The sequence below is a fragment of the Enterobacter mori LMG 25706 genome, from assembly GCF_000211415.1.
GTDB lineage: Bacteria > Pseudomonadota > Gammaproteobacteria > Enterobacterales > Enterobacteriaceae > Enterobacter > Enterobacter mori.
Map to the genome: position 1 here is coordinate 42,654 of NZ_GL890783.1, position 19,956 is coordinate 62,609.

Annotated in this window: 19 protein-coding genes and 1 pseudogene; 11 read left to right on the top strand and 9 right to left on the bottom strand. The window is 57.0% G+C overall.

The window, feature by feature from the left end; genetic code table 11:
* Positions 1 to 33: 33 nt before the first annotated feature.
* The gene (gene rhaA, locus ENTMO_RS0123300; protein ID WP_010436894.1) at positions 34 to 1,293 is read right to left on the bottom strand and encodes an L-rhamnose isomerase; all 1,260 of its coding nucleotides are present in this window, start codon (positions 1,291 to 1,293) and stop codon (positions 34 to 36) included.
* Positions 1,290 to 2,759 (bottom strand): rhamnulokinase, encoded by a 1,470-nt coding sequence (gene rhaB / locus ENTMO_RS0123305; RefSeq protein WP_010436897.1) that lies wholly within the window; start codon positions 2,757 to 2,759, stop codon positions 1,290 to 1,292. The genes rhaA and rhaB overlap by 4 nt, the downstream gene beginning before the upstream one ends.
* A 301-nt stretch (positions 2,760 to 3,060) precedes the next feature.
* Here rhaB and rhaS point away from each other — a divergent pair, with 301 nt between their 5' ends.
* The gene (gene rhaS / locus ENTMO_RS0123310) at positions 3,061 to 3,897 is read left to right on the top strand and encodes an HTH-type transcriptional activator RhaS (RefSeq protein WP_010436901.1); all 837 of its coding nucleotides are present in this window, start codon (positions 3,061 to 3,063) and stop codon (positions 3,895 to 3,897) included.
* Positions 3,898 to 3,970: 73 nt separating this feature from the next.
* Positions 3,971 to 4,820, top strand: a pseudogene (gene rhaR / locus ENTMO_RS24495) (HTH-type transcriptional activator RhaR).
* Here the strand turns inward: rhaR and rhaT are convergent.
* On the bottom strand, positions 4,821 to 5,855 hold the full coding sequence (rhaT, locus tag ENTMO_RS0123320; protein ID WP_010436905.1) for an L-rhamnose/proton symporter RhaT: 1,035 nt from the start codon (positions 5,853 to 5,855) through the stop codon (positions 4,821 to 4,823). It abuts the pseudogene before it with no gap.
* 288 nt (positions 5,856 to 6,143) lie between these two features.
* On the opposite strand from rhaT, the gene sodA reads away from it, so the two are divergent.
* Both sodA and yiiM read left to right on the top strand, forming a co-directional pair.
* Positions 6,144 to 6,764, top strand: a complete 621-nt coding sequence (sodA, locus tag ENTMO_RS0123325) for a superoxide dismutase [Mn] (RefSeq protein WP_010436906.1) — start codon at positions 6,144 to 6,146, stop codon at positions 6,762 to 6,764.
* 71 nt (positions 6,765 to 6,835) lie between these two features.
* Positions 6,836 to 7,510: a 6-hydroxyaminopurine reductase gene (gene yiiM, locus ENTMO_RS0123330; protein ID WP_010436908.1), complete on the top strand. Its 675-nt coding sequence runs from the start codon at positions 6,836 to 6,838 to the stop codon at positions 7,508 to 7,510.
* A gap of 99 nt (positions 7,511 to 7,609) precedes the next feature.
* On the opposite strand, the gene cpxA is transcribed toward yiiM, so the two are convergent.
* Together cpxA and cpxR are read right to left on the bottom strand one after the other, a co-directional pair.
* On the bottom strand, positions 7,610 to 8,983 hold the full coding sequence (cpxA, locus tag ENTMO_RS0123335; RefSeq protein ID WP_010436910.1) for an envelope stress sensor histidine kinase CpxA: 1,374 nt from the start codon (positions 8,981 to 8,983) through the stop codon (positions 7,610 to 7,612).
* Positions 8,980 to 9,678 (bottom strand): envelope stress response regulator transcription factor CpxR, encoded by a 699-nt coding sequence (cpxR, locus tag ENTMO_RS0123340; RefSeq protein WP_010436913.1) that lies wholly within the window; start codon positions 9,676 to 9,678, stop codon positions 8,980 to 8,982. The genes cpxA and cpxR overlap by 4 nt, the downstream gene beginning before the upstream one ends.
* Before the next feature lie 150 nt (positions 9,679 to 9,828).
* Here cpxR and cpxP point away from each other — a divergent pair, with 150 nt between their 5' ends.
* The 6 genes from cpxP (at position 9,829) to ENTMO_RS0123370 (ending at position 15,977) form a co-directional block, all read left to right on the top strand.
* Positions 9,829 to 10,335 (top strand): cell-envelope stress modulator CpxP, encoded by a 507-nt coding sequence (gene cpxP / locus ENTMO_RS0123345; protein ID WP_010436915.1) that lies wholly within the window; start codon positions 9,829 to 9,831, stop codon positions 10,333 to 10,335.
* Positions 10,336 to 10,488: 153 nt separating this feature from the next.
* On the top strand, positions 10,489 to 11,382 hold the full coding sequence (gene fieF, locus ENTMO_RS0123350) for a CDF family cation-efflux transporter FieF (protein WP_010436917.1): 894 nt from the start codon (positions 10,489 to 10,491) through the stop codon (positions 11,380 to 11,382).
* 174 nt (positions 11,383 to 11,556) lie between these two features.
* Positions 11,557 to 12,519, top strand: a complete 963-nt coding sequence (gene pfkA / locus ENTMO_RS0123355) for a 6-phosphofructokinase (RefSeq protein ID WP_010436919.1) — start codon at positions 11,557 to 11,559, stop codon at positions 12,517 to 12,519.
* Positions 12,520 to 12,754: 235 nt separating this feature from the next.
* Positions 12,755 to 13,744, top strand: coding sequence for a sulfate ABC transporter substrate-binding protein (locus tag ENTMO_RS0123360; protein WP_010436921.1), 990 nt, complete (start codon positions 12,755 to 12,757; stop codon positions 13,742 to 13,744).
* A gap of 111 nt (positions 13,745 to 13,855) precedes the next feature.
* Entirely contained in the window at positions 13,856 to 14,599 is a 744-nt protein-coding gene (locus ENTMO_RS0123365) for a CDP-diacylglycerol diphosphatase (RefSeq protein ID WP_010436923.1), read from the top strand.
* 73 nt (positions 14,600 to 14,672) lie between these two features.
* Positions 14,673 to 15,977: an SLC13 family permease gene (locus ENTMO_RS0123370; protein ID WP_010436924.1), complete on the top strand. Its 1,305-nt coding sequence runs from the start codon at positions 14,673 to 14,675 to the stop codon at positions 15,975 to 15,977.
* A 48-nt stretch (positions 15,978 to 16,025) separates the two neighbouring features.
* Here ENTMO_RS0123370 and tpiA read toward each other — a convergent pair whose 3' ends face one another.
* On the bottom strand, positions 16,026 to 16,793 hold the full coding sequence (gene tpiA, locus ENTMO_RS0123375; protein ID WP_010436926.1) for a triose-phosphate isomerase: 768 nt from the start codon (positions 16,791 to 16,793) through the stop codon (positions 16,026 to 16,028).
* A gap of 111 nt (positions 16,794 to 16,904) precedes the next feature.
* Positions 16,905 to 17,462 carry a DUF1454 family protein gene (locus ENTMO_RS0123380; protein WP_371317580.1) on the bottom strand — a complete coding sequence of 186 codons (558 nt, stop codon included), beginning with the start codon at positions 17,460 to 17,462 and terminating at the stop codon, positions 16,905 to 16,907.
* Between the two features lie 151 nt (positions 17,463 to 17,613).
* On the opposite strand from ENTMO_RS0123380, the gene ENTMO_RS0123385 reads away from it, so the two are divergent.
* A complete protein-coding gene (locus ENTMO_RS0123385) occupies positions 17,614 to 18,033 on the top strand; it encodes a DUF805 domain-containing protein (RefSeq protein ID WP_010436930.1) in 420 nt (139 codons plus the stop codon).
* Here ENTMO_RS0123385 and fpr read toward each other — a convergent pair whose 3' ends face one another.
* Both fpr and glpX read right to left on the bottom strand, forming a co-directional pair.
* Positions 18,034 to 18,780, bottom strand: a complete 747-nt coding sequence (fpr, locus tag ENTMO_RS0123390) for a ferredoxin--NADP(+) reductase (protein ID WP_010436931.1) — start codon at positions 18,778 to 18,780, stop codon at positions 18,034 to 18,036.
* Between the two features lie 96 nt (positions 18,781 to 18,876).
* Entirely contained in the window at positions 18,877 to 19,887 is a 1,011-nt protein-coding gene (gene glpX / locus ENTMO_RS0123395) for a class II fructose-bisphosphatase (RefSeq protein ID WP_010436932.1), read from the bottom strand.
* Positions 19,888 to 19,956: the final 69 nt, after the last annotated feature.

The following is a 19,956-nucleotide window of genomic DNA, read 5'->3' on the forward strand; positions in this document are numbered from 1 at the left end:
TCCCTGTGGGAGAGGGTTAGGGTGAGGGGGCAGTTACCCGCGCTGACTCAACACGTCTTCCTCATACGCCCGCACGTTGTCCAGCCACTGGCTGCCCGCAGGCGCGTCGTTACGCTGGCAGTACATCTCCCACACCGCCTGCCACGGCAGGGATTTCTGCTCTTCCAGCAGCGCCAGACGCGCGGTGTAGTCACCGTTTGCTTCCAGCTTTTTCAGTTCGGCAGTCGGCTCCAGCAGGGCGCGCAGCAGGGCTTTTTTCATGTTGCGGGTGCCGATAACCCACGCCGCGATGCGGTTGATGGAGGCATCGAAGAAGTCGAGGCCGATGTGGACGCGGTCAAAGAGGTCGTGGCGGATGATTTCGCTCGCAATCGCCTGGGTTTCGTCATCCAGCAGCACCACGTGGTCGCTGTCCCAGCGCACCGGGCGGCTGACGTGCAGCAGCAGGCGCGGCACGTAGAGCATGGCAGCGGAGATTTTGTCGGAGATCACCTCGGTCGGATGGAAGTGACCGGCATCCAGGCACAGCGCGGTCTGGCGGCTCGTAGCGTACCCCATGTAGAACTCGTTCGAGCCGACGGTGTAACTCTCGGCGCCAATGCCGAACAGCTTGCTCTCCACGGCGTCGATGTGGTGCGCCGGGTCCAGCTTCTCGCTGATGGCCTCATCCAGCGCGGCCAGCAGGCGCTGGCGCGGAGCCAGACGGTCGACGGTGATGTCCTTCATGCCGTCCGGGATCCAGATGTTCATCACCGACGGTGTGCCCAGCTGCTCGCCAAAGTACGCAGACACGCGGCGGCTGGCCTTCACGTGGTCGATCCAGAACTGACGGATTTCATCGTCCGCGTGGGCGAGGGTAAAACCGTCCGCGCTCAGCGGATGCGAGAAGCAGGATGGGTTGAAATCCAGGCCCAGCTTATTGGCTTTTGCCCACTCCACCCAGTTCTTAAAGTGTTCCGGTTTGATTTCGTTGCGCGCCACCGGCTCGTCGGATTCGAGGTAAATCGCGTGCAGGTTCAGGCGCTTTGGCCCCGGGATCAGGCTCAGGGCCAGCTCCAGGTCGGCGCGCAGCTCGGTCGCGTTACGCGCTTTGCCCGGATAATTACCCGTGGCCTGAATACCACCCGTCAGGGAACCGCCCGGGTTCTCGAAACCGGCGACGTCATCGCCCTGCCAGCAGTGCATAGAGACGGGCAGACGGTCGAGCTGGCGCAGGGCCTCTTCGACATCCACGCCGACGGCGGCGAAACGCTGTTTAGCCAGGTCCCAGGCTTGTTCTAATTGAGTGGTCATGCGCAAAGCTCCTTAGTCAGTCGTTTTTGCTGAAACTGCGCCCGGTAGCGGGCAATCTCATGGCAGGGATTGGGGGTGAAGGTGGTCAGGCTGGCGTTCACCGCCACCACCGAACGGAAGTCGTCAACGTTGGAGAGTTCGTCCAGCGTCATCAGCTGAATGCCGATATTGCCGAGCGTGGAAGCCTCTACAGGGCCCGCCACCACGGTGATGCCGCAGGCATCCGCGCAAAGCTGGTTCAGCAGCTGGTTCTGGCAGCCGCCGCCCACGATGTGCAGCTGGCTGAACGGCTTACCACGCAGATCGGCTAGCTCGCTGAGGATGTCGGCATACAGCAGGGCGAGGCTGTCAAAAATGCAGCGCGCTAGCTCTGCCGGGCTGGACGGCACCGGCTGCCCGGCGGCGAAACAGGCGGCCTGGATTTCGGCGCTCATGTGCGCCGGGTTGATAAAGCGGTTATCGTTCGGGCTGCTCAGGAAGGTGCAGGCCTTCAGCTTTTCGGTCTCCGCGATAAGCGCAGGCAGGTCGGTAACGTTTTGCTCTTTCAGCACGCGCTGAAGCAGCCACAGGCCCATGATGTTTTTCAGCACGCGATAGCGCCCTTCCGCACCACCTTCGTTAGTGATGTTCGCCGCCATCGCGGCATCGCTGGTGTACGGCGTTTTGCTCTCAAAGCCCATCAGCGACCAGGTGCCGGAAGAAAGGTACGCCGCGTCTTTGCCGGCGAGCGGCGAGGCAATGACCGCGCTGGCGGTATCGTGGCTGGCGACGGCAACGACGGGGATTTCATTCCCCTGCGGGCAAATCCACTGACCGATCACATTTCCGGGGTGCGTTGGCGTGCCGAACCAGGACGGCGATGCGCCCGTCCACGCCAGCAGGTTTTCGTCCCAGTTATCGGTGTTGATGTTCACCAGTTGGGTGGTGGTGGCGTTGGTGTATTCCCAGTTCATATTGCCGGTCAGGCGGTAGCTGAGGTAATCCGGGATCAGCAGCGCATGGGCCACGTTCGCGACCAGCTCCGGCTGCTGCTCGACGAGAGCGCGCAGCTGGTACAGCGTGTTAAACGGCAGAAACTGAATGCCGCTGCGCCCGTAGATGTTGTCCTTGCCAAGCTGGGCGATGGCGTGCGCCATCAGGCCGTCGGTGCGGCTGTCGCGGTAGGAGACGGGCAGACCGACGCGCTCGCCGTTACCGTCCAGCAGCACATAGTCCACGCCCCAGGTATCAATACCGATGCTGTCGATACGAATGCCGTCGTTGCAGACGTTGTTCAGCCCGGTGCGGATCTCCGCCTCCAGGGCATCGATATCCCAGGTCTCAACACCGTCCTGCTTTTTCAGGCAGTTGGCGAAACGGTGCATTTCGCGAAGCGAAAGTGTGCGCTGGCTACAGTCCCAGATGGCGAGCATTACGCGGCCGCTGGATGCGCCTAAATCGACAGCGACACAATGGCGAAAAGTCATGGTCGGATCCTTTCTTAATTCATTAGCGATGAGTGTAAGAAAGGGAAGAAAAAGGCACCTTCTCGCCACTGCCAGGCCAAATCCGGCGCTGGCAAGAAAGCAAAGATGAACGTGAGGGAGTTCACAGTTTCCAGTAATAGCGGGGTTTTCAGGCAGTGTGACGCTTACCGCATTTCCCGATCTTTCCGCCGGTTTCTTGAAAAACGGACAGCTTTTGCGAGGTTTGCTGCCGAAAATTTAAGGTGAGGGCGCAAGGCCTTAATTACTATTTTGAGAACATTTCTCATTGGTGGGGGCCGTTATGACCGTACTACACAGCGTGGATTTTTTCCCTGCAGGAGGGTCGCCCGTCGCGATTGAGCCGCGGCTCCCTCAGGCCGCGTTCCCGGAGCATCATCATGATTTTCATGAGATTGTGATTGTTGAGCACGGGACGGGCATTCACGTGTTTAACGGCCAGCCGTACACCATCAGCGGCGGTACCGTGTGCTTTGTGCGGGACCACGACAGGCACCTGTATGAACATACCGACAACCTGTGCCTGACCAACGTGCTCTATCGTTCCCCGGACGCGTTCCAGTTTCTCTCCGGGCTGAATCAGCTGCTGCCGCAGGAGCAGGACGGACACTATCCGTCGCATTGGCGGGTGAACCAGTCCACCTTACAGCAGGTGCGACAGCTGGTGAGCCAGATGGAGCAGAGCGAGGACGGGCAGGAGACGCACGCCATTGCCACGCGCGAGCTGCTGTTCATGCAGCTGCTGGTACTGCTGCGCCGCAGTAGTCTGGTGGAGGGGCTGGAAAACAACGACGCCCGGCTGAACCATCTGATGGCCTGGCTGGAAGACCATTTCGCCGAAGATGTCTGCTGGGAAACGCTGGCGGATGATTTTTCGCTGTCGCTGCGCACCCTGCATCGCCAGCTGAAGCAGCACACCGGGCTGACGCCCCAGCGCTACCTTAACCGCCTGCGGTTAATCAAAGCGCGTCATCTTTTACGCCATACTGACGAAAGCGTCACGGATATCGCCTATCGCTGCGGTTTCGGCGACAGTAACCACTTTTCGACGCTTTTCCGTCGGGAGTTTAGCTGGTCGCCGCGCGATATTCGTCAGGGAAAAGACGCGTTGCTTCAGTAACGCGAGGGCAGTCACCGTTTTATTGCCGCAATAAAGCTAATAATGTCAGGTTTTTCGGCACAGAGGTCGTGGTGTGGCTGCTCAGTTAATCCTTCGCAAAGATGATTTTTTTGGCCTCCGCGAGTCAGGCCGTCGCGGTGGCCGATCGCTACCCGCAAAACGTCTTTGCCGAGCATACCCACGAGTTCTGCGAGCTGGTGCTGGTGTGGCGCGGCAACGGCCTGCACGTCCTCAACGACCGACCCTACCGCATCACGCGCGGGGATCTGTTCTACATCCGCGCCGAAGATAAACACTCCTACGCCTCGGTTAACGACCTGGTGCTGCAGAACGTCATCTACTGCCCGGACAGGCTCAGGCTTAACGTCGACTGGGTGGCCAACATTCCCGGTTTTCTTGATGCCCGAGGAGAACCGCACTGGCGCTTAAGCAGCGGCGGCATGACCCAGGTTCGGCAGGTTATCTCTCAGCTGGAGCAGGAGAGCCAGAAGAGCGACCCGGTCGCCAACCAGATGGCGGAGCTGCTTTTCGCCCAGCTGGTGATGACGCTGAAACGTCACCGTTACGCCACCGATAACCCCTCCGCCACGACGCAGGAAGCGCTGCTGGATAAGCTCATCACCACGCTTGCGGGCAGCCTGAACAGAAGCTTTGTGCTGGAGAAATTCTGCGAGCAGGAGCAGTGCAGCGAGCGCGCGCTGCGCCAGCAGTTCCGCACCCAGACGGGGATGACGGTGAACCACTACCTGCGCCAGCTGCGCATCTGCCACGCCCAGTATCTGCTGCAGCATACGGAGCTGATGGTGAGTGAAGTGGCGATGCGCTGCGGCTTTGAGGACAGCAACTACTTTCCGGTGGTGTTTAACCGCGAGGTGGGGATGACGCCGGTTCAGTGGCGTCATCGCAGTCGAAAGGCAGCGTAATCAGTTCGCCATGCCGAGGCCAACGATGTTGGCGGCAATGATAATTACCACGCAGCCCAGGCTCAGCACGCCCACCGGACGACGCCCGGCGTTGTTCCACTCCTTCAGCACCAGCCCCACCAGCCCGCCGCACAGCACGTAGAAGCTCATGTGCAGCATCCAGCTCATGTAGTCGTACTGCGCCGGAATACTGGCGTGGCCCCAGGCGTAGAAGAAGAACTGCAGGTACCACATCAGGCCGCCGAGAGCGGAGAGCAGCACGTTAGTGATGATGAGCGGTTTTGCCAGCGAGAAGTCGGCTTTTACCGACAGGTTCTTCACTTTTGCCAGACGAATGAAGCAGAAGCCGAGGTTCACCAGCGCGCCGCCGCCCATGATCACCACGTAGCTTGGCAGGGCAGCGTATAGCGGGTCAACGCCCAGCGCCGCGGCCGCTTCGTGCATCGGTTTGGCGGCGTTCATGGCGAACGACATGCCCGCCGAGAAGATGCCGCACATCACCGCCAGCAGCAGCCCTTTCTTCAGGTTGAAGTCTTCGGCCCTGATGCCCATCTTGCGCTCTTTCAGCTGGCCCGCGCGGGTGACGATACCCACGCCGATCACCGCGACCAGCACGCCAAGCAGTGTCATTCGTCCGCCCTGCGTGTTGATCAGCACGTCGAAGTTGCCGTTGAGGATCGGCGTCATCAGGGTGCCGACGATAAGCGTAATGCCAATCGCGATGCCGATGCCCATCGACATGCCGAGATAGCGCATGGTGAGGCCGTAGTTGATGTTGCCGATGCCCCACATCGCGCCGAACAGAAACACCGGCAGCAGGGTAGAGGCGCTGAAGGAGGAGAAGTAGCCCCAGAAATCCGGGAGCAGCATGGCGCTAATGGTCCACGGCAAAATCAGCCATGACACGGTACCGCCAACGGACCACATGGTTTCCCATGACCAGCCTTTCACTTTTTTAAACGGGGCATAGAAACAGGCAGCACTGGCCGCGCCTATCAAATGCCAGAAGATACCCATCGTAATCGCATGATTCATTTTTACATCCTCATCGTTTTTATAGTCGGTGGCTTCCCGCCGACTTGATGAGTGTAAAAATTAGGCGGTTTGGGAACCTTCAGAAGGTTGCCGCACTTTTGTTCTGAATGGCAATCAGCACGTTAACCGCGTGAGCAGACTCACATTTCCGCCATTAATCGAAAAACGAATAACCTTATAAAAACTACGGCATTGATAATCATTTTCAATATCATTTAATTAACTATAATGAACCAACCGCTTACGCGGCATTAACAGCTGTGCCGCCCGACAATAATGGAGAGGATTATGAGTTATACACTGCCATCCCTGCCGTATGCCTACGACGCACTGGAACCGCATTTCGACAAGCAGACGATGGAAATCCATCACACTAAACACCACCAGACCTATGTGAACAACGCGAACGCCGCGCTGGAAAGCCTGCCAGAGTTCGCGAACCTGTCTGCTGAAGAGCTGATCACCAAGCTGGACCAACTGCCAGCGGACAAGAAAACCGTTCTGCGTAACAATGCGGGCGGTCACGCTAACCACAGCCTGTTCTGGAAAGGCCTGAAAACCGGTACCACCCTGCAGGGCGACCTGAAAGCGGCTATCGAGCGCGACTTCGGTTCCGTAGACAACTTCAAAGCGGAATTCGAAAAAGCCGCTGCAACCCGTTTCGGCTCTGGCTGGGCGTGGCTGGTTCTGAAAGGCGACAAGCTGGCGGTTGTTTCTACCGCTAACCAGGACTCCCCGCTGATGGGCGAAGCAATTTCTGGCGCATCCGGCTTCCCAATCGTGGGCCTGGACGTGTGGGAACACGCTTACTACCTGAAATTCCAGAACCGTCGCCCGGACTACATCAAAGCCTTCTGGGACGTGGTGAACTGGGACGAAGCAGCAGCGCGTTTCGCCGCTAAAAAATAAGGTTGCATTGACGCCTGTGAGAAGCGAGTCTTATGACTCGCTTTTTTTGTATCTGCGTAATGGAGGCAGCAATGCATTACCCGGTGAATGTGTTTACAGGCAAGATCAGGGAGTATGACGGCAGCCGCCCGAGCGCCATCGCTAAAATTCAGGTCGCCGGCGAGCTGACGCTAACCGACCTCGGGTTGGCGGGTGACGAGCAGGCCGAAAAGAAAATCCACGGCGGGCCCGAGCGCGCGCTGTGCCACTATCCGCGCGAGCACTATCATCACTGGAAAGCCGAATTCCCCGAACAGGCGGAGCTGTTTGTCGCCCCCGCGTTTGGCGAGAACCTCTCGACCGAAGGGCTGACCGAGAAAAACGTCTTTATCGGTGATATTTACCGCTGGGGCGACGCCCTGATTCAGGTGACGCAGCCGCGCTCGCCGTGCTTCAAGCTCAACTACCATTTCGGCATCAGCGATATGTCCGAGCAGCTGCAAAATGCGGGTAAAACCGGCTGGCTCTACCGCGTGGTGCTGGCCGGGCAGGTTTCTGCGGATGCACCGCTGGAACTGGCGTCGCGGCTGAGCGATGTCTCCGTGTATGAGGCCTGCGCTATTGCCTGGCATATGCCGTTTGACGACGAGCAGTATCATCGCCTGCTGTCGGCGGCGGGGTTATCGACCAGCTGGACCAGAACCATGCAGAAGCGGCGCGTAAGCGGCAAGATCGAGGATAATTCGCGGAGATTGTGGGGGAAATAACTCCCCCTCACCCTAACCCTCTCCCCATAGGGGAGAGGGGACGGCTCGGTGCGGTCTTTTCACCCTCGCCCCTTTGGGGAGAGGGCCGGGGTGAGGGGATTACGAACGCTTATACAACGGTAGCCACAGCGTTAACCGTAACCCACCCAACGGGCTGTCGTCGGCTTTCACCCAGCCTCGGTGCTGCTGCATGGCGGTTTCAACAATCGCCAGTCCCAGCCCCGTGCCGCCTGATTCGCGGTCGCGCGCTTCGTCGGTACGGTAGAACGGACGGAAAATCTGTTCGCGATCTTCCGGGCTGACGCCAGGGCCGTCATCGTCCACGATGATGGTGATCCCGTCTTTATCCACCGAGAACGCCACCTCAATCTTCGTGTGCGAATAGCGCAGGGCGTTACGCACGATATTCTCCAGCGCGCTTTCCAGCGTGTTGGGGTTACCGTACAGCGGCCACGGGCCCGGCGGGAAGTTGACGGTGAAGGATTTACCCATCTGTTCCGCTTCAAACGCCGCGTTATCCAGCACCTCGTGCCACAGGTGATTGGCTTTGACTGTTTCGCTCACCAGCGCGTTTTTCTGCTGATTGCGCGACATCACCAGCAGGTCGTTAATCATGCTGTCCAGACGATGAGCTTCCGTCTCAATACGCTCCAGCTCTTTGCTCTCACCGCTGCGGCGTCGCAGCAGGGCGGTGCCGAGCTGTAAGCGCGTGAGCGGGGTGCGCAGCTCGTGCGAGATATCCGACAGCAGACGCTGCTGGGCGGTCATCATGCGATCCAGCGCGCTCACCATCTGGTTAAAACTGGTCCCGGCGGCAAGGAACTCCTGCGGCCCTGCTTCCAGTTCAGGGTGTTGTCGCAGGTTACCCTGAGCCACTTCATCCGCCGCATTTTTCAGCTTACGCGCCGGTTTTGCCAGGCTCCACGCCAGCCATAACAGCAGCGGCGAGCTGACCAGCATGGTGACAATCAGCAGTAGCAGAGGGCGGTCAAACAGCAGGTTGATGAAATCGGACTGGGAGTTGCTCGCGGGGCGAATCAGGTAGAGCTGATAGTTATCTTCCCCATCCCGTACCGAGAAAGGGCCAACCATCTCTACCCGACCATATTTCTTCTTCTGTGGGTGATCGGCGTTATCCGCCTGGCCAATGAAGTTACGGATAATCTGCATTTCATTACGATCGGCCCCAATGACGCGGCCTTCGCTGGTGACCAGCAGCAGGCGTTGTCCGGGCGGCGCCCACTTGTCGATAGCGCGAAATAATCTGCGCCACCACATTAAATCGTTCGGCGGATCGTTTGCCAGCTCGGCTTCCACGTGCTGCTCGATCATCACGCCCTGACGTTGCTCGCTGTCGAGAAGCTCCGTCATCTGGCGTGAGTCGAGTTTTGGCAACATCAAAACGAGCATTAAAACCAGTGCCAGCGTCAGCCAGAAGATGGCGAAGATGCGGGCGGTTAAGCTGCCTATCATGAAGCGGAAACCATCAGATAACCGCGACCACGCAGGGTTTTAAACCATGGGTGACCATCTTTACGCTCCGGCAGCTTGCGGCGCAGGTTAGAGATGTGCATGTCGATGGCGCGGTCAAACGGGGTAAGGCGTTTGCCCAGCACTTCCTGACTTAAATGTTCACGCGATCCCACCTGGCCGAGATGCTGCGCCAGCAGGTAAAGCAGGGTGAACTCGGTGCCGGTCAGTTCCAGCGTTTCACCGTCGAAGCTCGCTTCCTGACGGCCCGGGTTCAGGCTCAGGGAGTCCACTTCCAGCGTTGGTGAGCTGTTGTCGGTATTCTGCTGCTGCTCGCTCCAGTGGGAACGACGCAGGATCGCGCGAATACGGGCCACCAGTTCACGGTCGTTGAACGGCTTCGGTAAATAGTCATCCGCGCCCAGCTCAAGGCCGAGTACGCGGTCAAGTTCGCTGCCACGCGCGGTCAGCATGATAACGGGGGTCTGGTGTGTCTGGCGAAGCTCTTTCAACGTATCAATGCCGTTTTTCTTCGGCATCATCACGTCGAGCAAAAGTAAATCGATGCTGTCGTCAAGGAGACTCAGCGCCTGCTCGCCATCATGGGCAACCAGGACGTTGAAACCTTCCATGTCGAGCAACTCCTTTAAAAGAGATGTGAGCTCTCGGTCATCATCAACTAACAGGATTTTATTCATTGTTTAAATACCTCCGAGGCAGAAATTACGACATCAAGGCTATCTAATCCATGACTTTACGTTGTTTTACACCCCCTGACGCATGTTTGCAGCCTGAATCGTAGACTGTCTCTCGTTGAATCGCGACACGAAAGATTTTGGGAGCAAGTGATGCGCAAAGTTACCGCTGCCGTCATGGCCTCAACGCTGGCGTTCAGTGCGTTTAGCCAGGCTGCTGTAGCTATCATCGGCGATAACAGTTCCTCGCAAGAGGGTGCAACGCAGCACAGCGGCCAAAGCCATATGTTTGACGGCATAAGTTTAACCGAACATCAGCGTCAACAGATGCGAGATCTGATGCAGAGGGCAAGACACGACCAGCCCCCTGTTAATGTTAGCGAAATGGAGACAATGCATCGCCTTGTCACCGCAGAAAATTTTGACGAAAGCGCTGTACGCGCTCAGGCAGAAAAAATGGCACAGGAACAGGTTGCCCGCCAGGTAGAGATGGCGAAGGTCCGCAACCAGATGTTCCATCTGCTATCGCCCGAGCAGCAAGCGGTTTTGAACGACAAACATCAGCAACGGATGGACCAGTTGCGTAAGGTTGCACGGATGCAGCGAAGCTCAGAAACGACGCTTTTCAGTAGCAATAGCAGTACCCGTAGTAACCAGTAAACCCTGTTTTCCTTGCCATAGACACCATCCCTGTCTTCCCCCACATGATGTGGGGGTTTTTTTTGCCCGTCATTCTCTTTTGTTAACCGTTTATTCATCCTTTGACTCCGCAACCATCCGTTATACTAGCGCCATGGCATGACAGGAGTGTTTATGAATCAATCCTATGGACGGCTGGTAAGCCGGGCCGCAATCGCCGCGACGATAATGGCGTCGTGTTTGCTGGTTATCAAAATTTTCGCATGGTGGTACACCGGCTCAGTCAGTATTCTGGCGGCGCTGGTGGATTCTTTAGTGGATATTGCCGCCTCGCTGACCAACCTGCTGGTGGTGCGCTATTCGCTGCAACCGGCGGATGAAGAGCACACATTTGGACACGGAAAAGCAGAATCGCTCGCGGCGCTGGCGCAAAGCATGTTTATTTCTGGCTCCGCGCTGTTCCTGTTTTTGACCGGTATTCAGCATCTCATTTCACCCTCACCGATGAACGATCCCGGTGTTGGCGTGATCGTCACGGTCATTGCTCTTATTAGCACACTTGTTCTGGTAACGTTCCAGCGCTGGGTCGTGCGTAAAACACAAAGCCAGGCTGTACGGGCGGATATGCTTCATTATCAGTCTGATGTTATGATGAATGGGGCTATTCTTATTGCGCTCGGTCTGGCCTGGTATGGCTGGCATCGGGCCGATGCATTGTTTGCGTTAGGGATAGGGGTCTATATCTTATATAGCGCCTTACGGATGGGATATGAAGCGGTGCAATCGCTTCTTGACCGTGCGCTGCCTGATGCAGAACGTGATGAAATTTTTGCCATCGTGACCCACTGGCCCGGCGTCAGTGGTGCCCACGATCTTCGTACGCGGCAGTCAGGGCCGACCCGCTTTATACAGATCCACATTGAAATGGAAGACAACCTGCCGTTGGTTCAGGCTCACGTTATAGCTGAGCAGGTCGAGCAGGCGATTTTGCAGCGTTTTCCTGGTTCGGACGTCATTATTCACCAGGATCCCTGCTCGGTTGTACCCGGACATGTTGAGCTTTCGTAATTCGTTGTAAAAAAGTGAGCCAGACCAGCATTTTGTGTATAAATTACCGCCATTTGGTCTGACCTGAATCAATTCAGCTGGAAGCGATTGATATACTATTTGCAGTATTCGTTGGTCGAACAGTTTCTTCCGGCAACAGATTTCAATTTTGCATTCCTAAGTTCAGAGGTAGTCATGATTAAGAAAATCGGTGTGTTGACAAGCGGCGGTGATGCGCCGGGCATGAACGCGGCAATTCGTGGTGTTGTCCGTGCAGCACTGACGGAAGGTCTGGAAGTGTTTGGCGTTTATGACGGTTACCTGGGCCTGTACGAAGACCGCATGGTTCAACTGGACCGCTACAGCGTGTCTGACATGATCAACCGTGGCGGTACTTTCCTCGGTTCTGCACGCTTCCCGGAATTCCGTGATGAACACGTTCGCGAAGTGGCTATCGAAAACATGAAGAAACGTGGCCTGGACGCGCTGGTTGTTATCGGTGGTGACGGCTCTTATATGGGTGCAAAACGTCTGACCGAAATGGGTTTCCCGTGCATCGGTCTGCCTGGCACCATCGACAACGACATCAAAGGCACTGACTACACCATCGGTTACTTCACTGCACTGGGTACCGTTGTTGAAGCGATTGACCGCCTGCGTGACACCTCTTCTTCTCACCAGCGTATCTCCATCGTTGAAGTGATGGGTCGTTACTGCGGCGATCTGACGCTGGCGGCCGCTATCGCCGGTGGCTGTGAGTTCGTGGTGGTACCGGAAGTGGAATTCAGCCGTGAAGACCTGGTGAACGAAATCAAAGCCGGTATCGCGAAAGGTAAAAAACACGCCATTGTCGCCATCACCGAGCACATCTGCGACGTTGACGAGCTGGCGAAGTACATCGAAACCGAAACCAAACGCGAAACCCGTGCAACCGTTCTGGGTCACATCCAGCGTGGCGGTTCCCCTGGCCCGTACGACCGTATTCTGGCCTCCCGTATGGGTGCGTATGCTATCGAACTGCTGCTGCAGGGGCATGGCGGTCGTTGCGTCGGTATTCAGAACGAACAACTGGTACACCATGACATCATCGACGCGATTGAAAACATGAAGCGTCCGTTCAAAGGTGACTGGCTGGACTGCGCGAAAAAACTGTACTGATCGGCGTCTGTATTGTGCCGGGTGGCGCAAGGTAAATGCAAAACGGTAACCCCTGGGTTACCGTTTTTTTATGTTTGCTCCCTCTCCCGTGGGAGAGGGCTGGGGTGAGGGCATCAGGCCACTAATCCACTCTTTTATTCCACTACGTTATAGCCAATCTTTTTTTATTCTTTAATCATCGATTCGCTTTCTGGCACGCTGCATTCATCAAAACACTACACAAGAGAGCTGGGCGATGAATAAATGGGGCGTGGGTTTAACATTATTGCTGGCATCGACCAGCGTTCTGGCAAAGGACATCCAGTTACTGAACGTGTCGTACGACCCGACGCGTGAGCTGTACGATCAATACAACAAAGCCTTCGCGGCGCACTACAAACAGGAAACCGGCGATAACGTGGTGATTCGCCAGTCTCACGGCGGCTCGGGCAAACAGGCAACGTCTGTGATTAACGGCATTGAAGCTGACGTGGTGACCCTGGCGCTGGCCTACGACGTGGACGCAATCGCGGAACGTGGTCGTATTGATAAAAACTGGATCAAACGTCTGCCGGATAACTCCGCGCCATACACCTCGACCATCGTTTTCCTGGTGCGTAAAGGCAACCCGAAACACATTAAGGACTGGAACGACCTGATCAAACCGGGCGTTTCCGTGATTACCCCGAACCCGAAAAGCTCCGGCGGCGCGCGCTGGAACTACCTGGCGGCCTGGGGCTACGCCCTGCACCACAACAACGGTGACCAGGCTAAAGCGCAGGAATTCGTGAAAGCGCTGTTTAAAAACGTCGAAGTGCTGGATTCCGGCGCGCGCGGCGCAACCAACACCTTCGTTGAGCGCGGCATCGGCGACGTGCTGATTGCGTGGGAAAACGAAGCCCTGCTGGCGACCAACGAGCTGGGTAAAGACAAGTTCGAGATCGTCACCCCAAGCGAATCTATTCTCGCCGAGCCGACCGTCTCCGTGGTTGACAAAGTCGTTGAGAAGAAAGACACCAAAGCGGTGGCGGAAGCCTACCTGAAGTATCTCTACTCTCCGGAAGGTCAGGAAATCGCGGCGAAGAACTTCTATCGCCCGCGTGACCCGGCTGTGGCGAAGAAATACGACAGCGAATTCCCGAAACTGAAGCTCTTCACCATTGACGATGTTTTCGGCGGCTGGACCAAAGCGCAGAAAGAGCATTTCTCTAACGGCGGCACCTTCGACCAGATCAGCAAACGCTAAGCGCTACACAACGAACGACACGGTGACCCGGTGTGAGAAATCCGCCGGGTTTTTTATTTGGTCATCATTTTGCGTTACTCTTTCGCCTCTATCGAAAACAGGGAACGCGTTGTGAAAAAAATTATCGTATTGATCCTGATTGTCATCGCCCTGGCCGCTGGCGGCGCGTACTGGATGAAGGCGGGTAATCCGAACGCGTTGCGGCATATAGTTCTCGACCAGTGCGTGCCGAATCAGATCCAACACCGCAACCCCGCGCCGTGCGCGCAGGTGAAAACGGATGCAGGCTATGCGGTGTTTAAAGACCGCAACGGCCCGCTGCAGTATCTGCTGATGCCCACGTACCGCATCAACGGCACCGAAAGTCCCCTTTTGACCGAGCCTCACACGCCGAACTTTTTCTGGCTGGCGTGGCAGTCCCGCAGCTTTATGACGCTGAAGCGCGGTTCAGAGGTGCCTGACAGCGCCATTTCGCTGACGATCAACTCCCCAACTGGCCGCCCGCAAAACCATTTTCATATTCATATCTCCTGCCTGCGCCCGGACGTGCGCGAGAAGCTCAATGCCGCTCAGGGGCAAATTAGCACCCAGTGGTTACCGTTCCCGGGCGGGCTGGAAGGGCATGAATATCTTGCCCGTCGGGTGACGGAGAATGAGCTGGTCCAGCGCAGCCCGTTTATGATGCTGGCAGAAGAGCTGCCGGAAGCGCGCGACCATATGGGGCGCTTCGCGCTGGCGATGGCGCAGCAGTCGGACGGTTCGTTTGTTTTGCTGGCGACCGAGCGTAATCTGCTGATGCTTAACCGCGCGTCGGCGGAGGAACTTCAGGATCATCAATGCGATATCCTTAAGTGACCCCACTATAAATGGCGTTTACTCGTCCTGCCTGTCGCCGTAGACTTGCTGAAAAATTCTACAGGAGACAGGTATGTCGCTCTGGTTAACGCATCCTCTGCTGTTGCCCTCACTGATTGTTGGCGTCACCATCGTGCTGTGGGCGACGTCGCTGCTGCCGGAATTTCTCACCGCGCTGCTGTTTTTCACGGCGGCGATGATCGCCAAAATTGCCCCGCCGGAGGTGATTTTTGGCGGTTTTGCTTCGTCAGCTTTCTGGCTGGTATTTAGCGGTTTTGTCCTCGGCGTGGCGATCCGTAAAACCGGCCTGGCGGACAGGGCCGCCCGGGCGCTCTCCGCAAAGCTTACCGACTCCTGGCCGCTGATGGTGGCAAGCGTGGTGCTGCTGAGCTATGCGCTGGCGTTTGTGATGCCGTCGAACATGGGGCGTATTGCGCTGCTGATGCCGATTGTCGCGGCGATGGCAAAACGCGCCGGTATCGCCGACGGCTCCCGCGCCTGGTTCGGTCTGGCGCTGGCCGTCGGGTTCGGCCCCTTCCAGCTTTCAGCCACTATCCTGCCTGCTAACGTCCCCAATCTGGTGATGAGCGGTGCGGCGGAGGGCTCATACGGTATTCACCTGAACTATGTCCCGTATCTGCTGCTGCACACGCCGGTGCTCGGTATCCTCAAAGGCCTGATCCTGATTGGCCTGATCTGCTGGCTATTCCCCGGCAGCCCGAAACCGCCGAAGGAGCTGACGCCCTCAGAGCCTATGGGGCGGGACGAAAAGCGTCTCGCCTGGCTGCTGGCGGTGGTGTTGGGAATGTGGGTGACGGAGAGCTGGCACGGCGTGGGGCCTGCGTGGACAGGACTGGCGGCAGCGGTCATCGTTATGCTGCCGCGCATCGGTTTTATCACCGGAGAGGAGTTTTCTGCGGGGGTGAATATGCGAACCTGTATTTACGTCGCGGGTATTCTCGGTCTGGCAATCGTGGTGACGCAAACCGGCATTGGAACGGCTGTGGGCGAGGCATTGCTTCGCATCATGCCGCTGGATGCACACAGGCCGTTCACCAGTTTCCTCGCGTTGACCGGGATAACCACGGCGCTCAACTTCATTATGACCGCCAACGGCGTTCCTGCACTCTATACCACGCTGGCGCAAAGCTTCTCGGACGCGACCGGTTTCCCGCTGCTGTCGGTGATTATGATTCAGGTGCTGGGCTACTCCACACCGCTGCTGCCGTATCAGGCGTCGCCGATTGTGGTGGCGATGGGCTTAGGAAAGGTGCCTGCAAGGGCGGGGATGGTGCTCTGTCTGGCGCTGGCCATTGCAACGTATCTTGTGCTACTGCCGCTGGATTATCTGTGGTTTAGCGTGTTAGGTAAGTTGTAGGGGTTTTGTAGGGCGGGTAAGCGCAAGCGCCACCCGCCACAAAGGCATTTACGCCTGTTTAGCCGCTTCTGCTGCTTTAACGATCACCGCGAAAGCGTCAGCTTTCAGGGATGCACCGCCAACCAGCGCGCCATCGATGTCTGGCTGGGTGAACAGCTCAGCAGCGTTGGCTGCGTTTACGGAACCACCGTACTGGATGATCACTTGCTCAGCCACTTTCGCGTCGGCTTTAGCAATGTGGTCACGGATGAATTTGTGAACCGCCTGAGCCTGTGCAGGGGTTGCAGATTTGCCGGTACCGATCGCCCAGACTGGCTCGTAAGCGATGACCGCGCCTTCGAACGCTGCTGCGCCCTGGGTTTTCAGCACAGCGTCGATCTGGCGTGCGCACACTTCTTCAGTTTTGCCCGCTTCGTTTTCCGCTTCGGTTTCACCGATGCACAGAACCGGGATCAGGCCCTGCTCTTTCAGCACGGCGAATTTCTTCGCGATGAACTCATCGGATTCTTTGTGGTAGGTGCGACGCTCAGAGTGGCCGATGATGATGTATTTCGCGCCGATATCTTTCAGCATTTCAGCAGAGGTTTCACCGGTGAATGCGCCAGACAGGTTAACGTCAACGTTCTGCGCACCCAGCACGATGTGGCTGCCGTCAGCGGCGTGTTTAGCCAGGTCCAGGTACATATCCGGCGGAGCGATAGCAACCGCGCAGCCGGTTACGCCAGCCAGCTCTTTACGCAGGTTCGCAACCAGTTCGTTTACCATGTGGCGGCTGCCGTTCAGTTTCCAGTTACCCATCACTAAAGGATGTCGCATTTCAATTCTCCACGCTAAATAAGCGAATTAAGGAATATGGCCGCCCTTATGGGCAGCATGGTCTGTGAATCAGTATAGAGATTTTCCCCTGAAAGGCTTTGCTTTTTGTCATTAATTCGCCCCTCCGAGTGAGTCTGATAGCGCCAGCTTAATCGGTTCAACAGCGAAGGTCAGGCCTTTTTCACCGTTATCCGCCACCACATAGCGAATGGCGCCTTCCGTATCGGCGTAGTAACGCTTGTTTTTACCTGCCGTCAGCAATTTTTGCAGCTTTTGCTGGCTTTGCGTTTTCGTTAGCGCCGGGGTGAAGGCATGCAAAATGGCGCTCATATACTCCAGCGCTTTCGCCCTGGCCGCTTTCTGTTCCGGCCCCTGGATTGGCAGCCAGGTGATCTGCATGCTTTTAATTTTTAGCGTGCCGCGTTCCAGCGCTGTCGATGCGTATAAATTCTCGTTAATTTTGCTCGCTGCACGGGTCAGGGTTGGGGTATCTCGGGCGCTATCAATGGCGCGAAATTCGTCCAGCGGCAGCTTTGGGTTGGCCTGATTAAAGGCTTCACGAAACTGGCTGATGGATTGGTCGAAGGAGGGCGCGCCCGCCAGGAGATACGGCGCTGTAGTTGGAGCGGTGTTTTCAGCGGCATGCAGAGAGCTGCCTGCGCTCAGCATCGCTAAACACAGGAAAAGAGAGTGTGCCGTTAATTTCATCAATATTGCCCCTGGCCGTAAGTGCTCATGATTAAAACGATATCTGGTCGGCTTGTCAAAAGGTCACAACTCCAGGGTAAAATGCGCGCTATACGATAATAAGGAACCTTACATGACCATACAGCAGTGGCTGTTTTCATTCAAAGGGCGTATTGGACGCCGTGATTTCTGGGTTTGGATGGTGACGTGGGTTGTCGCCATGCTGCTTCTGTTTTTTGTTGCTTATAACGCGTGGCTGAGCACGCAAACGGCGGCGTTTGCGCTGGTCTGCCTGCTGTGGCCAACGGCCGCCGTGGTGGTGAAACGTCTGCACGATCGCGGCCGTTCCGGCGCATGGGCTTTTCTGATTATTCTGGCGTGGATGCTGGTGGCAGGAAACTGGTCAGTGCTGCCGTCTATCCTGCCGTGGGTCGTGGGCAGGATGGTGCCGAGCATTATCTTCGTGATGATGGTTGTCGATCTGGGCGCGTTTATCGGCACCCAGAGCGAAAACAAATACGGTAAAGATACCCTTGAGGTGAAGTACCGCTGATCACCAGTAGTGTTCAGCCGTCATATGGCCCGGTCGGCGACGAAGGTGTTTCGTCATCTGCCGGGTATCCTTCAGAAGCTGCTGCGTGTCACGAACCATCTGCGGGTTACCGCACAGCATCACATGGCTGGTTTCGATATTCATTGGCAAGCCAACCGCCTCCTCCAGCGCACCGCTCTCAATCAACGCCGGAACACGTCCGGTCAGTGAGCCTGACGCCGTTTCACGGCTGACCCCGGTTTGAATTTTCAGCTTCCCGCCATACTGCTGTTCCAGCGCCTGCATTTGCGGCAGGTAGCTCAGGTCTGCGGCGTAGCGCGCGGCGTGAACCAGCACGATGTTTTTGAAACGTTCCAGATCTTTGCCGTACTGCAAAATAGAGAGATAAGGCCCGATGGCGGTGCCGGTTGCCAGCATCCACAAGGTGTCACAGTCTGGAATTTCGTCGAGCACGAAGAAACCGGCCGCTTCTGCCACAATCTGCACATCATCGCCAGGCTTCAGCGCCGCGAGGCGTGGGCTGAGTTTACCGTCCGGGACGGTGACCAGATAGAACTCGAGATCCGGGTTATCAGGCGCGTTAACGTAAGAGTAGGCGCGCTGCACGCGTTCGCCGTCGACATCCAGCCCCAGCTTTGCAAATTGCCCGGCTGTGAACGGGTGGACGGGAGCATGCAGGGTGAGACTAAATAGCGCATCGGTCCAGAACTGTACCTTTGTGACTTTACCTGTTACCCAGTCCGCCATGATCTTCTCCTGTGCTGTTTCTCTGTTCTATCTTCCGTACTTAGCGGGGAGATTTCCAGCCCATTTGGGCCGGAAAGCTCAATCGATCAAACGGTTTTACAGAATGTGCGTCTGCACGTCCGGGTCTTTGCGGTCGAGATAGTGGATAGACTGAATGCGGCGAATGGTGCGCGATTTACCGCGGATCAGCAGCGTTTCGGTGGTCGCCATGTTGCCCTTGCGGGTGATGCCGTCCAGCAGATCGCCTTTGGTGATGCCGGTCGCCGAGAAGACGACGTTGTCGCTGCGCGCCATCTCGTCCAGAGCCAGCACTTTATTGGCCTCGATTCCCATCGCTTCGCAGCGTTCCAGCTCGTTTTCCCCGATACGGCGGTTCTCGTCGCTATCGCCTTTCACCTCATGACGTGGCAGCAGACGCGCCTGCATATCGCCGTCCAGCGCGCGGATTACCGCCGCAGAGACCACGCCTTCCGGCGCGCCGCCGATACCGTACAGCACGTCTACTTCACTGTCCGGCATGCAGGTCAAAATGGAGGCGGCAACGTCACCATCCGGAATGGCAAACACGCGCACGCCGAGCTTTTGCATCTGCGCGATGGTGGCGTCGTGGCGCGGTTTGGCCAGAATCGTCACGGTCAGCTCGCTGAGCGGTTTGCCCAGGGCTTTGGCGATATTGCGCAGGTTCTCTTCCAGCGGCAGGCTGAGGTCGATTGCGCCCTTCGCGCCAGGACCGACAATCAGCTTTTCCATGTACATATCCGGCGCGTTGAGGAAGCAGCCCTTATCGCCCACGGCCAGCACTGCCAGCGCGTTGGCCTGGCCCATCGCCGTCATACGGGTGCCTTCGATTGGGTCGACGGCGATATCCACGGCATCGCCTTTGCCGGTACCGACTTTTTCACCGATATAGAGCATCGGCGCTTCGTCGATCTCGCCTTCGCCGATCACGATGGTGCCGTCGATGTTGACCTGATTAAGTACAATGCGCATGGCATGGACGGCGGCGCCGTCGGCGGTATTTTTGTCGCCACGACCCAGCCATTTATAGCCTGCAAGGGCGGCCGCTTCGGTAACGCGGGAAAACTCGATAGCAAGTTCACGTTTCATGAGGTACTCGTGCAATCAAAAGGAATTGCACGAAGTTTATCACAGAGTGGGTAAGGTGCGGCCTGTACT